The sequence below is a fragment of the Streptomyces sp. NPDC001270 genome, assembly GCF_042896695.1.
Taxonomy (GTDB): domain Bacteria; phylum Actinomycetota; class Actinomycetes; order Streptomycetales; family Streptomycetaceae; genus Streptomyces.
Genome location: NZ_JBIAXM010000007.1, coordinates 1 through 13,370, shown reverse-complemented (window position 1 = coordinate 13,370; position 13,370 = coordinate 1). Strand labels below are relative to the sequence as shown.

Below are 13,370 nucleotides of genomic sequence, written 5' to 3'. Positions count from 1 at the left end.
GACTTCCTCCTCGCACTCAGGAAGCGCCCGCCGGGTGGATGTCCCCGGCGGTCGCGGTGAGGGGCACGCCGCTGCCGCCCCAGCGCAGCGCGACGATCTCGGCGGCGACGGACACGGCGACCTCCTCGGGCGTACGGGCCCCGAGGTCGAGCCCGAGCGGCGAGCGCAGCCGGGACAGCTCGTCCTCGGTGATCCCGGCGTCGGTCAGCCGTTTCCGGCGTTCGTCGTGGGTACGGCGGCTGCCCATCGCCCCGATGTAGGCGGCCGGCCGGCGCAGCGCCTCCTCCAGCAGCGGCACGTCGAACTTCGGGTCGTGGGTGAGGACGCAGATCACCGTCCGCCCGTCCGTCTCGGTGCCGCTCAGGTAGCGGTGCGGCCAGTCCACGACGACCTCCGCACCCGCCGGGAACCGCTTGGGTGTGGCGAAGACCGGGCGGGCGTCGCACACGGTGACCCGGTAGCCGAGGAAGTCGCCGATCCGGGCCACCGCCGCCGCGTAGTCGATCGCGCCGAAGACCAGCATCCGGGGCGGCGGCGCGAAGGAGTGCAGGAAGACGGTGACCGCGTCCTCGCGGCGCTCGCCGTGCGGGCCGTAGTGCCGGGACCCGGTGGCGCCGAGGGCCAGTTCGCCGCGCGCGTCCGCGGTGACCGCCGCGTCCAGACCGGTCGTGCCGAGCGTGCCGGCCACCGCCCGCGGCCACACGGCCAGCGTGGCGCCGCGCCGCGCGGGCCCGTCGACCACCGTGGCCATGGTCACCGGCTCGCCCCGGGCGACCGACGCGGCGACCGCGCCGAAGACCGGATCGGACGCCGGCGTCACCGGCCGCACCAGCAGGGTGATCTCGCCGCCGCAGGTGAGGCCGACCGCGAACGCGTCCTCGTCGCTGTAGCCGAAGGTTTCGAGACGGGCCTCGCCGCTCGTCACGACCTCCTGCGCCAGCTCGAAGACCGCGCCCTCCACACAGCCCCCGGACACACTGCCCACGACCTCGTCGCCGGGGCCGACCGCCATGGCCGCGCCGGGCCCGCGCGGCGCGCTGCGGCTGACCGCCACGACCTCGGCGAGCCCGAACGGGACGCCCGCCGCGTACCAGCGCTCCAGCGCCGGAAGGATCTCACGCACGTCCCGCTCCTCTCCGCCCGGACTCGTCGCCCGCTCCGGTTCTGCCGGTCTTCGCGACGCTCCCGCCGGTGGCCCCGGCCGGGTCGGCCGCGGCGCCGCGCACCACGGCCGCCAGCCGTTCCAGAGCCGCCAGGCTGTGACCCTCGACGAACGCATCCACGCTGGGCAGGGCCGCCGCCATCCCCCCGGCCAGCGGTGCGTAACCGGGCCGTGCCTTGCGGGGGTTGGCCCATACCACCCGGTGCGCCAGTGCGTGCAGCCGGCGCATCTCGGCCCCGAGCGCCGCGGGATCGCCGCGCTCCCAGCCGTCCGAGAGCAGCACGACGACCGCGCCGCGTGCCATGCCGCGCTGCCCCCAGCGGTTCAGGAACTCGCGCAGCAGGTCGCCGAGCCGGGTGCCGCCGCGCCAGTCCGGCACGGCCGCCGCGAGGGCCGCCATCGCCAGGTCCGGGTCGCGGTGGGAGAGTTCGCGGGTCACCCGGGTCAGCCGGGTGCCGACGGTGAACACCTCCGTCGGCGCCCCGCGCGCCGCCGCGTGCGCGAACCGCAGCAGGGCGTCGGCGTACGGCGCCATCGAACCGCTCACGTCGACGAGCAGCACCACCCGGCGCGGCCGCCGCACGCGCGCGTGCCGCCGCAGCAGCGCGGGCTCCCCGCCGCGCCGCAGCAGTTCCCGCACGGTCCGCCGCGGATCGACGGCGCCGCGCCGGGCCGGGCGGCGGCGGGCGGACAGCCGGGTCTGCACGTGCGGTGCGAACGCGGCCAGCAGCCGGTTGAGCTGGACGCGTTCGGCGGCGTCCAGCCCGGCGACATCCCGGTGCCGCAGCACCTCGGCGGAGCTGGCGAGGGCCCGTACCGGCGGGCCGGGCGGCTCGCCCTCGCCCGGTGCCCGGCCGCCGGCCGGCGCGTCCCGGACGACGAGCCTCGCCCGGGGCGGCGCGGCGGCGCGGGCCGGCGCCGGGGCGTTCGGGCCGGCCGGCCCGAAGTACGCGGCGAACACCCGCTCGTACCGCTCCAGGTCGTCCCGTCCGCCGCACAACGTCGCCCGGCCCGCCGCGTGCACGTCCGCCCGCACCCCGGGCCGCAGCACGTCCACGGCGCGCAGGAAGGCGTACAGCCGCTCGGTGCTCGCGTCGACCCCCGCGGCCCGCAGCGCCCGTACGAAGCCGAGCAGCACCGCGTCCGGCCCCGCCGCCCCGTCCGCCCACCGACCCGTACCGGGTGCCCGCCACCCGTCGACCGCCCCGCGTCCGGTGTCCGTCATGCCGATCGTGCTCCCCGGGCCGCCAGCACCGCCGTGAGGTCGAGGGACCGGGCCCGCGCCATGTCCTCCCGGTACTTCAGCACCGAGCCCAGCGTGGCCACCGCCAGCTCCGCGTCGACCTCGCTCGCCCCCAGGGCGTCCAGGGCCCGCGCCCAGTCGATCGTCTCGGCCACACCCGGCGGCTTGAGCAGGTCCGCGCCCCGCAACGCCTGCACCAGGGCGGTCACCTGCTCGGCCAGCCGCTCGGCGACGTCCGGCAGCCGGCGGCGCACGATGGCCAGTTCACGGGCGAAGGAGGGATGGTCGAACCAGTGGTACAGACACCGCCGCTTCAGCGCGTCGTGCACCTCCCGGGTCCGGTTCGAGGTCAGCACGACGACCGGCGGCACCTCGGCGCGCAGCGTGCCCAGCTCCGGGACGGTCACCGAGTACTCGGACAGCAGCTCCAGCAGGAACGCCTCGAACTCGTCGTCGGCCCGGTCGATCTCGTCCACCAGAAGCACCGACGGCCACGTCTGCAACGCCCGCAGCAGCGGCCGGGCGATCAGGAACCGCCGGTCGTACAGCTCGCCCTCCAGCCGCTCCGCGTCGGTGACCCCGGCCGCCTCGGCGGCCCGCAGGTGCAGCAGCTGACGCGGGAAGTCCCAGTCGTACAGGGCCTGCGTGGCATCGATGCCCTCGTGGCACTGCAGCCGGATCAGCGGCGCGCCCAGCGCCTCGGCGAGGGCGGCGGCGAGCGCGGTCTTCCCGACGCCCGCGTCGCCCTCGCAGAACAGCGGCCGGTTGAGCCTCAGGGCCAGGAAACAGGTGACGGCCAGCCCCTCGTCGACGAGGTACCCCGTCTCCTCCAGGCGGGTCCGCACCTGCTCCGGGTCGTCCATCCGGGTGATCGGCGCTCACCTCGCTCCGGTCGCGCTCAGCACCGCCCGCCGGGTCAGCACCCGCGCGAGGTGCGCCCGGTACTCGGGCGAGGCCGAGACGTCCTGCGCCGGCCGGGTGCCCTCGGCGGCCTGCTCGGCGGCCCGCGCCACGGCCCGCGCGTCCTCGGCGCCGACCAGCGCCCGCTCGGTGGCCACCGCCCGCAGCGGGGTGCTGCCCATGTTGCTGAGCCCGATGCGCGCCTCGGCGATGCGCCCGTCCGTGCGGCGCACCAGGGCCGCCACGCCGACGATCGCCCAGGCCTGGGCCACCCGGTGGAACTTCTCGTAGTGGAAGTCCCAGCCGCCCGTCTTCGGCAGCCGCACCTCCACCAGCAACTCGTCGGGTGCCAGCGCGGACTGGAAGTAGTCCGTGAAGAAGTCCCTGGCCGGGACGGTGCGCCGCCCGCCCGGACCGGCCGCGACCAGCTCCGCGTCCAGCGCAAGCGCCACCGCGGGCAGGTCACCGGCCGGGTCGGCGTGCGCGAGCGAGCCGCCCAGCGTGCCCCGGTGCCGTACGGCGGGGTCGGCCACGGTCTCGGTCGCCGCGGCGAGCAGTCCCGCGTGCCGGCGGACCAGCGGGTCGCGGATGACCTCGTGGTGCGTGGTCAGCGCACCGATGACGAGGGTGTCGCCGTCCTCCCGGACCCCGCGCAGCTGAGGGATCCGGCCGACGTCCACGAGCAGTTCGGGGAAGGCCAGCCGCAGCCGCAGCAGCGGCAGCAGGCTCTGCCCGCCGGCCAGCACCTTCGCCTCGTCGCCCGCCTCGGCGAGCGCGCGCAGCGCCTCGTCCACGCTCTCGGGCCGGGTGTACTCGAACGCGGGGGGAATCATCCTGCGGCCTCCTTCCCGGCGGCCGAGCGGACGGCCCGCCAGACCCGTTCCGGTGTGCAGGGCATCCGCACGTCCCGCACGCCGAGCGGCCGGAGCGCGTCCACGACTGCGTTGACCACGGCGGGCGTCGACGCGATGGTCCCCGCCTCGCCGACCCCCTTGACACCCAGGGCGGTGCCCTCGGCCGGCGTCTGGGTCCGGTCGGTGACGAAGTCGGGGAGGTCGGCCGCGGACGGCACCAGGTAGTCCGCCATGGTGCCGGAGACGAGGTTGCCCTCGTCGTCGTAGACGGCCTCCTCGTACAGCGCCTGCGCGATGCCCTGCGCCAGCCCGCCGTGCACCTGCCCCTCGACGATCATCGGGTTGACGACCCGGCCGACGTCGTCGACGCAGACGTACGACCGGATGGTCACCGCGCCGGTCTCCGTGTCGACCTCGACGGCGCACAGGTGGGTGCCGTGCGGATAGGAGAAGTTCTCCGGGTCGACCAGGTACTCGGCGTTGATGGTGGGTTCCATGCCGTCGGGCAGGTCGTGCGAGGCGAACGTCTCGAAGGCGATCTCCTGGATGGTCCTGCGCGCCTCCGGGGAGCCCTTCACGGAGAACACGCCGTCCGTGAAGTCCAGGTCCTGCTCGCTCGCCTCCAGCAGGTGCGCGGCCACCTTCCGGGCCTTCTCCACCACCTTGACCGCCGCCCGGTGCACGGCCTCGCCGCCGACCACCAGCGACCGTGAGCCGTAGGTGTCCATGCCCTGCGGCGAGGACTGGGTGTCGCCGTGCACCACCTCGATGTCCTCGAACGGCACGCCGAGCACGTCGGCTGCGATCTGGCTCCAGCAGGTCTCGTGCCCCTGCCCGTGCGGGCTGGTGCCGGTGACCACCTCGACCTTGCCGGTGGGCAGCATGCGGATGCTCGCCGCCTCCCAGCCGCCGGCCCCGTACCTGAGGTCGCGCAGCACCCGGCTCGGGGCCAGCCCGCACATCTCGGTGAAGGTCGACACGCCGATGCCGAGACGTACGGTGTCGCCGCGCGCGTTGCGTTCGCGCTGCTCGGCGCGCAGGTCCTCGTAGCCGAACAGGGCGAGCGCCTTGTCCGTGGCGGCCTCGTAGTCGCCGCTGTCGTAGGTGAGGCCGGCGATGGTGGTGTACGGGAACTCCTCGTGCCGGATCCAGTTGCGGCGCCGCAGCTCCACCGGGTCCAGGCCGAGTTCCGCGGCCAGTTCGTCCATGGTCCGCTCGATGGCGAACGTCGCCTCCGGACGTCCGGCGCCGCGGTAGGCGTCGGTGGGGGTCCGGGTGGTGAAGACGCCCGTGCAGGTGAAGTCGTAGGCGTCCATCTTGTAGATCGCCGGGTACATGAAGGCGCCGAGGATCGGGATGCCCGGTGTGACGAGCATCAGGTACGCGCCCATGTCGGCGGTCAGGTCCACCTTGAGGCCGAGCAGCCTGCCGTCCCGGGTGGCCGCCACCTCGACGTCCTGGATCATGCCGCGGCCGTGGTGGGTCGCCAGGTAGCCCTCGGAGCGGGACTCGGTCCACTTCACCGGACGGCCCAGCCGGCGCGCGACCGCGAGGGCGACGGCCTCCTCGCCGTACACCTGGAGCTTGGAGCCGAAGCCGCCGCCCACGTCGGGGGCGATCACCCGGAGCTTCTGCTCGGGCACGCCGGTGACCGTCGCCAGCATGATCCGCAGGATGTGCGGGATCTGCGTCGTCGAGTAGACCGTGTACTCGCCGGAGGCGGCGAGCGGGGTGACGACGACCGCGCGGGGCTCCATCGCGTTGGGGATGAGGCGTTGCTGGTGGTAGCGGCGCCGCAGGACGACGTCGGCGCGCTCACGGACCGCGGCGAAGCTCTCGCCGGTCGCCAGCGGCCACACGTAGCTGCGGTTGGTGCCCTTGTCCGCGTGGACCAGCGGCGCGTCGTCCGCCAGTGCGGCCTCCAGGTCGAGGACCGGCTCCAGCGGCTCGTAGTCGACCTCGATCGCCTCCAGGGCGTCGGCGGCCGCGTACCGGTCGCGGGCCACCACCACGGCGACCGGGTCACCGGCGTAACGGACCTCGCCGGTGGCGATCGGCGGGTGGTCGGGCACCACGATGTCCTCGGTCACCAGCCAGGCACAGGGCAGCGAGCCGAGCCCGTCGGCGAGGTCGGCGCCGCTGAACGCCGCGACCACTCCGGGGCGGTCGAGCGCGGGCGAGACGTCGATCCGAACGATGTGCGCGTGGGCCATCGGGCTGCGCAGCACGGCGAGGTGCAGCAGGCCGGTGACCTGGATGTTGTCGGTCCAGTTGGTCTGGCCGGTGATCAGCCGCGCGTCCTCCTTGCGCAGCCGGGAGCGGCCGACCTCGCGGGCCGCGACCTGATCGGTCATGCCGAGACCTCCCGGACCTCCTGGGGCTCCTGCGGGGCCTCCTGGCCGGAGGCGGCGAGCACCGCGCGGACGATGTTCTGGTAGCCGGTGCACCGGCAGAGGTTGCCCTCCAGGGCGTGGCGCACCTCGTCGGCCTCGGGATGCGGGTTCTCGCGCAGCAGGTCGCGCGCCGCCATGATCATGCCCGGGGTGCAGTAGCCGCACTGGAGCGCGTGCTGTTCGTGGAAGGCGCGCTGCAAGGCGGTCAGCTCTCCGTCCCGGGCCAGCCCCTGCACGGTGGTCACCCGACAGCCGTCCGCCTGGACGGCCAGCACCGAGCAGCTCTTGACGGTCGCTCCGTCCAGGTCGACCGTGCACGCCCCGCAGTTCGAGGTGTCGCACCCGATCGGCGTGCCGGTCAGGCCGAGGCGGTCGCGCAGGTAGTGCACGAGGAGGAGACGGGGCGCCACGTCGTCCTCGTAGACCGTGCCGTCCACGTTCACCTTGATGTGGGTCATGTGCCCTCCAGGCCGTTACGGGCGTGAGGAAACGGGAGGAACCAGAAGGAAGCGGAAGGAAAGGGGGATCGGCGACCGAACGTGATGTACGTCACTCTAGGGCCGGGGCGTGGTCACGGCGAGCGCTGTGACGCGCTGTCGTCGAGCGTTAATCCGTTGCCGTCGGGTCCCGGGCCTGCTGCACTGTGCGTGACCGATCGGCATACGGAGAGGACCCGAGATGCGAACTGTGTGCATGTCCACCCAGGAAGGAATCCCACCCATGCCGAAGGACATCACGCTCAGTGCATCTGCTCAATCTCGGAATCCTCGCGCACGTAGACGCCGGTAAGACCAGCCTGACGGAGCGGCTGCTGCACTCCGCCGGAGTGATCGACGAGGTCGGCAGCGTCGACGCGGGCAGCACGCGGACCGACACCCTCGCGCTGGAGCGGCAGCGCGGCATCACCATCAGGTCCGCCGTCGTCTCCTTCCCGCTCGACGGCGTCACCGTCAACCTCATCGACACACCCGGCCACCCGGACTTCATCGCCGAGGTGGAACGGGTCCTCGGTGTGCTCGACGGCGCCGTGCTGGTCGTCTCGGCCGTCGAGGGCGTCCAGGCCCAGACCCGGGTGCTGATGCGGACCCTGCGCCGGCTGCGGATCCCCACACTGGTCTTCGTGAACAAGATCGACCGACGTGGGGCGCAGGCGGGGGAGGTACTGCGGGCCATGGCCCGCCGGCTCACCCCGTCGCTGGTGCCGATGGGCACCGCCGTCGCGCTCGGCACCCCCGCTGCCCGCTTCGTGCCCGGACTCGGCGCCGGTGCGCTCGACGTGCTCGCGGACCAGGACGACGACCTGCTCGCCGCCTACGTCGAGGGCGCCGTCACCCCCGGCCGGCTGCGCGCGGCCCTCGCCGCGCAGACCGGGCATGCCTGCGTCCACCCGGTGTACTTCGGCTCGGCCGTCACCGGCGCGGGCGTGGCCGACCTGATCGCCGGCGTCGAGGACCTGCTGCCCGCCGCCGCGGGCGACCCTGACGGCCCGCTGTCGGCCACGGTGTTCAAGATCGACCGGGGCCCGGCGGGGGAGAAGGCCGCCTACGCGCGGATCTTCTCCGGCACCCTGCGCACCCGCGACCGGATCCGGTACGGGGACGGCCCGTGGGACGGGGGTCCGCGCGAAGGGGACCCGAGGGACCTGAGGAAGGGACGCAGGCGGGACGGAGACCGGCGGGAAGGGCAGGAAGGGAAAGTCACCGCGGTGAGCGTCTTCGACCGTGGCACCGACGCCCGGGCGGAGAGCGTCGGCGCGGGCCGGATCGGCAAGCTGTGGGGTCTCGGCGGCATCAGGATCGGGGACACGATCGAGGCGTGCCCCCGAGCGGGCGGGACGGCCGGACCCCCTCGCGCGGATCCGGCCGACGGGCCCCCTGGTAGGGACCCGGCCGACCGGCTTCCCGGTGCGGACCGGCCCGGCGGGCTCCCGCGCGACGGTGCGCTCGCGCGCGGGCAAGTGCCGCGCCGGGCCCGCCGGCGTCACTTCGCACCGCCGACCCTGGAGAGTGTCGTCGTCCCGGGCCCGCACGTGGAGCGGCGGTCGCTGCACATCGCGCTCACCCAGCTCGCCGAGCAGGACCCGCTGATCGGCGTCCGGCACGACGAGTTGCGGCAGGAGACCTCCGTCTCCCTCTACGGGGAGGTGCAGAAGGAGGTCGTCCAGGCGACCCTCGCCGACGAGTACGGTCTCGACGTCACGTTCCGGGAGACGACGACCCTCTGCGTCGAGCGTCCGCTCGGCAGCGGGGCGGCCGTGGAGTTCAACAAGAAGGACGGGAACCCGTTCCTGGCGACCGTCGGACTCCGCGTCGACCCGGCCCCGGCCGGCTCGCGCACCGGCTTCCGGCTGGAGGTGGAACTCGGCTCGATGCCGTACGCCTTCTTCAAGGCCGTCGAGGACACGGTGCGCGAGACGCTCGGGCAGGGGCTGCACGGCTGGCAGGTCACCGACTGCACGGTGACCGTGACCCACTCCGGGTACTCGCCCCGGCAGAGCCACGCCCACCAGGGCTTCGACAAGAGCATGTCGAGCACCGGGGCCGACTTCCGCGGACTGACCCCGCTCGTCCTGGTCGAGGCGCTGCGACGGGCGGGCACCCGGGTGCACGAGCCGATGCGCCGCTTCCGCATCGAGGCCCCGGCGGACACCCTCGGCACCCTGCTGCCGGTGCTCGCGCACCTGTCGGCGGTGCCGCGGACCACCGCGACGCACGGCACCGGGTGCGTGCTGGAGGGTGCGGTGCCCGCCGCCCGGGTGCACGGTCTCGGGCAGCGGCTGCCCGGGCTGACCCGGTGCGAGGGCGAGCTGGAGAGCGCCTTCGACCACTACGCACCGGTGACCCGCGGCGCCGTCCCGGAGCGGGCGCGCACCGACCACAACCCGCTGAACCGGAAGGAGTACCTGCTGAACGTGACGAACCGGCTCGGCACTTGACCGGCCGCCGACGGCGGCCGGACGGACACCGCCCGCACCGGTCCACGGCGGCCGGACACCGTCCGGCGACCGGTCACGACAGTCCGTCAGGTCCGGGCGGGGCGGGTCCGGTCAGGTTCGTCAGCCTTCCGCCGGGCCGGTCCAGTCGGCCTGGACGTGCCCGAGCCGCACCCGCTGCGGATGGTCGCCGACCGCGACCGTCGCGACCTTCCGCCCGGTCGCGAAGTCGATCGCGGTGACCTGGTCGGCGCCGCTCTCGGAGACCACGCAGTCCTTGCCGTCGCCGCTGACCGTGGCCCAGTACGGTTTGGACGTGCCGACCAGCGGGCCTTCCTGGAGGGTGGCGCGGTCGACGACCGTGGCGTAGTCGTCCATGGTGCCCGCGACGCACAGCTTCGTACCGTCCGGACTCATCGAAATGCCGTGGTGGCGCGAGTCGTTGACCCAGGTGGTGCGGTCCGCGCTGGTCGCCGGGTTCTCCGGCAGCGTCTTCACCCGGGTGATCCGGTCCGCGGCGATGTCGTACTCCAGGAAGCCGTTGAAGAACGAGACCTGGAAATACAGTCTGGACTCGTCCGGGGAGAAGACCGCGGGGCGCACCGCGTCCGAGAAATCGGTCAGGCCGATCGCGTCGAGCCGCTCCCGCATGTCGATGACCTTGACCTGCCGGAAGGTCGTCGCGTCGACGACCGTGATGTGCCGGTCGCCCTTCGTCCAGTCCCAGAACGGGTCGTCGAGGTCGGTGTTGACGTCCCCGATGGACATGTTCCAGATGTACTTGCCGTCCTTGGTGAAGATGTTCTCGTGCGGCTTGTCGCCGGTGCCGAAGGAACCGAGTTGCCTGCCGGTGGCGATGTCCAGCACGTGCACGGTGTTCGCGGTCGAGGCAGACACCGCGACCCGGGTGCCGTCGGGGGAGACCGCCATGTGGTCCGCGCGGTAACCGCTCACCGGGAAGCGCCAGTTGACCGCGCCGGTGGCCAGATCGATCGAGACCACGTCGGCGAAGCTCGGCCGCGACACCACGACCGACTTCCCGTCCGGGGTGGAGTACATGTCGTCCACGAACTGGTCGTGGCCCTCGCCGACGCTGTCGCGGATGGCCATGAAGTAGATCCACTTGATCGGATCGGCGTTGATCTCCGCCATCCGCTGGTCCTTGTCGGGGATGACGTCGATCCGGCCGGCCTTCGCGTAGTCGCCGCCGGAGCCGATGACGTCCGCGGTGCCGTCCCAGTTGTTGCCCACGAACAGCACCTCGCGCAGGGCCGCGGCGTCGGACACGGCGGTGGCGGCGGTGGCGGGAGCGGTGAGGGCCAGGACGAGCGCGGCGGCCACGGAGCAAAGGTGCCTGGTGGTGAAGGCAGGCATGACTGCTCTCCTCTGGACGGGGGTGCGTGGAGGTACGGGCCCTGACAGGGCGGAGCAGCTGAACACAGGCGCGTTCACAGCTAACTTACTGAAAAGTAAGGTGGAGTCGGCTTCACCACAAGAGCGCGTACACGACAAAATTGGCCGGTACGGAGGGTACGGCGGGCAGGGGAGGGACCGTGGCGGGCGGGCTCGGGACACCGAGCGGCCGCGTCTCGCGCGCCGCGCCCGCTGGGTCGAGCTGAGCCGCGCCGAGGCACGGGCGGCCGCCGCGCGCGGGCTATCCGGCCAGTCGGTCCAGGGCCGCCAGGACCGGCGCCACGCCGTCCTCCGTGCTGATCCGGGCGCCCAACTGCCGTGCGCGGTCGGCGAACGCGGGGTCGCGGGTCGCGCGGACCAGGGCGGCGGACAGGGCGTCCGTGGTCAGACCGCGCAGCGGTACCGCGGCCGGCGCCACGCCCAGGTCGACCAGACGGGCGGACCAGAAACTCTCGTCGAACTGGATCGGGACCGGAACGGCCGGCACCCCGGCACGCAGTCCGGCGGCCGTCGTGCCCGCGCCCGCGTGGTGGACCACGGCGGCCATCCGGGGGAACAGCGTGGAGTGCGCCGCCTCGCCGATGGTCAGCATGTCGTCGCCGTCCGCCGCGAGCCCGCCCCAGCCCTGCTGCACCACCCCGCGCAGCCCGGCCCGCCGCAGCGCCGTCACGACCTGCTCGCTCAGCCGCCCGGCGTCGGGCACGGTGGCGCTGCCCAGGCCGACGAAGACCGGAGCGGGCCCCGCGTCCAGGAAGTCCCGCGCGTCGCGGGGAAGCCCGGCCGCGGCGTCGTACGGCCACCAGTAGCCGCACACGTCCAGACCCGCCCGCCAGTCCCGGGGCCGCGGGACCACCAGCGGGCTGAAACCGTGCTGCACCGGCCAGGTGCGCGCACGTGCCCGCCGGGCGGTGCCGAGCCGTTTCGGCGGTGCACCCAGCCGCGCCCGCACCTCCGGCACGGCCGCCGCGAAGATCTGGTCCACGGCCAGGCTCACCCCGTGCCCGGCGAACCGGTTGCCCGCTCCGCCCCAGGACCCGCCGCCCAGCACCGGGGGCGCGAACTCCCGGGTGGGCGCGAGCGGCTGGAGGTAGACGCCCATGCTGGGCAGGGACAGCCCGTCCGCGATGGCGTGCCCGAGCGGCGCCACCGCGCCGGACAACAGCAGCACATCGCTCGCGCGGGCGGCGGCCACCAGGCCGTCCGACATCCGGCCGACGAGCCGCCGCGCCATCTCGGCCACCCGCACCAGCTTGCCCACACCGCTGGCGCTGCGGTGCAGTCCCCGCCCGCGCACGGACTCCAACTCGGCCCGCGGATCGACCGGAAGCGGCCGGAAGGCGACCCCGGAGCCCGCCACCAGGTACTCGAAGCGGGCATGGGTGACCAGAGTGACCTCGTGCCCGGCGCGGCACAGGCCCTGGCCGAGCCCGGTGTACGGGGCGACGTCGCCCCGGGATCCCGCCGTCATGATCGCAACCCGCACGACCGTCAGTATGACGGCGCCGCGCCCGCGCGGCCCGACATGGCGGCCACTTCCGGCCGGTACGGATCCGGTTCCGCCCGTCCATGCGGCCGGAGCACCCTGGGACCGCCGGGAGCGCCCGCCGAACCGTCACCGGGCCGCCGACAGCGCCAGCAGCCCCGTCGCCGCCCACACGGCGCAGCCCAGCAGGAAGCAGGCCACCAGTTGGTGCCGCAGCGCCCGGTACCGGGTCTCGTAGGTGCGGCGCAGCTCCTCGGCACGCTCCGCCGTGCGCCGCCAGGAGGCGCGCGCCAGGCCCAGGTACTCGGCCTCGAACTGCCGCTCCACGTCCTCGCGTTGCCGGTCGGTCAGCCAGCCGAGCCGGCCGGTGAGCCGGGCCGCGGCCGTACGGCCCTCCTCGCGGGCGGCGGCCAGCAGCAGATGGCCCTCGACCTCCTGGACCAGCGCCCGCGCCTCCCGCGCCCCGTCGTCCCTCGTGGTCACGGCGCGGTCAGCTCCCGCTCCTCGGCGCGGGACACCCCCGCGTGGTGCAGGTCGAACGCCGGGGATTCGCTGCGGATCCGCGGCAGGGTGAGGAAGTTGTGCCGTGGCGGCGGGCAGGAGGTGGCCCACTCCAGCGAGCGGCCGTAGCCCCACGGGTCGTCGACCTCGACCTTCTTGCCGTACTTGGCGGTCTTCCAGACGTTGTGGAGGAACGGCAGGATCGACAGGCCGAGCAGGAAAGAGGAGATCGTCGAGACCGTGTTCAGCGTGGCGAAGCCCTCCACCGCCAGATAGTCCGGGATCCGTCGCTGCATGCCCTCCGCGCCCAGCCAGTGCTGGACCAGGAAGGTCCCGTGGAAGCCGGTGAACAGCGTCCAGAAGGTGATCTTGCCGAGCCGTTCGTCCAGCATCCTGCCGGTGAACTTCGGCCACCAGAAGTGGAATCCGGCGAACATCGCGAAGACGACCGTGCCGAAGACGACGTAGTGGAAGTGGGCCACCACGAAG

The 13,370-nt window shown here is 73.8% G+C and carries 11 protein-coding genes; 1 reads left to right on the top strand and 10 read right to left on the bottom strand.

All coding sequences use genetic code 11. The features are described 5' to 3' along the window. Positions 1–16: 16 nt before the first annotated feature. The 6 genes from ACFY2B_RS13595 to ACFY2B_RS13570 are packed head-to-tail and all read right to left on the bottom strand — an operon-like array spanning position 17 to position 7,010. The gene (locus ACFY2B_RS13595) at positions 17–1,123 is read right to left on the bottom strand and encodes an XdhC family protein (RefSeq protein WP_390763298.1); all 1,107 of its coding nucleotides are present in this window, start codon (positions 1,121–1,123) and stop codon (positions 17–19) included. Continuing rightward, positions 1,116–2,387 carry a VWA domain-containing protein gene (locus tag ACFY2B_RS13590; RefSeq protein WP_390763297.1) on the bottom strand — a complete coding sequence of 424 codons (1,272 nt, stop codon included), beginning with the start codon at positions 2,385–2,387 and terminating at the stop codon, positions 1,116–1,118. The genes ACFY2B_RS13595 and ACFY2B_RS13590 overlap by 8 nt, the downstream gene beginning before the upstream one ends. Continuing rightward, positions 2,384–3,268, bottom strand: a complete 885-nt coding sequence (locus ACFY2B_RS13585; protein ID WP_390763296.1) for an AAA family ATPase — start codon at positions 3,266–3,268, stop codon at positions 2,384–2,386. The genes ACFY2B_RS13590 and ACFY2B_RS13585 overlap by 4 nt, the downstream gene beginning before the upstream one ends. A gap of 15 nt (positions 3,269–3,283) precedes the next feature. Beyond that, the gene (locus ACFY2B_RS13580; RefSeq protein ID WP_390763295.1) at positions 3,284–4,138 is read right to left on the bottom strand and encodes an FAD binding domain-containing protein; all 855 of its coding nucleotides are present in this window, start codon (positions 4,136–4,138) and stop codon (positions 3,284–3,286) included. After that, on the bottom strand, positions 4,135–6,513 hold the full coding sequence (locus tag ACFY2B_RS13575) for a xanthine dehydrogenase family protein molybdopterin-binding subunit (protein ID WP_390763294.1): 2,379 nt from the start codon (positions 6,511–6,513) through the stop codon (positions 4,135–4,137). The genes ACFY2B_RS13580 and ACFY2B_RS13575 overlap by 4 nt, the downstream gene beginning before the upstream one ends. Beyond that, positions 6,510–7,010 carry a (2Fe-2S)-binding protein gene (locus tag ACFY2B_RS13570; protein ID WP_390763293.1) on the bottom strand — a complete coding sequence of 167 codons (501 nt, stop codon included), beginning with the start codon at positions 7,008–7,010 and terminating at the stop codon, positions 6,510–6,512. The genes ACFY2B_RS13575 and ACFY2B_RS13570 overlap by 4 nt, the downstream gene beginning before the upstream one ends. A 284-nt stretch (positions 7,011–7,294) precedes the next feature. Between ACFY2B_RS13570 and ACFY2B_RS13565 the strand changes: the two genes are divergently transcribed. Beyond that, the gene (locus ACFY2B_RS13565; protein WP_390763292.1) at positions 7,295–9,487 is read left to right on the top strand and encodes a GTP-binding protein; all 2,193 of its coding nucleotides are present in this window, start codon (positions 7,295–7,297) and stop codon (positions 9,485–9,487) included. 120 nt (positions 9,488–9,607) lie between these two features. Here the strand turns inward: ACFY2B_RS13565 and ACFY2B_RS13560 are convergent, their stop codons facing one another. The 4 genes from ACFY2B_RS13560 to ACFY2B_RS13545 form a co-directional block, all read right to left on the bottom strand. Continuing rightward, a complete protein-coding gene (locus ACFY2B_RS13560; protein ID WP_390763291.1) occupies positions 9,608–10,858 on the bottom strand; it encodes a YncE family protein in 1,251 nt (416 codons plus the stop codon). A 280-nt stretch (positions 10,859–11,138) separates the two neighbouring features. Beyond that, a complete protein-coding gene (locus ACFY2B_RS13555; RefSeq protein WP_390763548.1) occupies positions 11,139–12,365 on the bottom strand; it encodes a glycosyltransferase in 1,227 nt (408 codons plus the stop codon). A gap of 144 nt (positions 12,366–12,509) precedes the next feature. Then, complete coding sequence (locus tag ACFY2B_RS13550; protein WP_390763290.1) at positions 12,510–12,863, bottom strand: hypothetical protein; 354 nt, start codon at positions 12,861–12,863, stop codon at positions 12,510–12,512. Continuing rightward, on the bottom strand, positions 12,860–13,370 hold a 511-nt coding region (locus tag ACFY2B_RS13545; protein WP_390763289.1), incomplete at its 5' end, for a cbb3-type cytochrome c oxidase subunit I. The genes ACFY2B_RS13545 and ACFY2B_RS13550, both read right to left, overlap by 4 nt.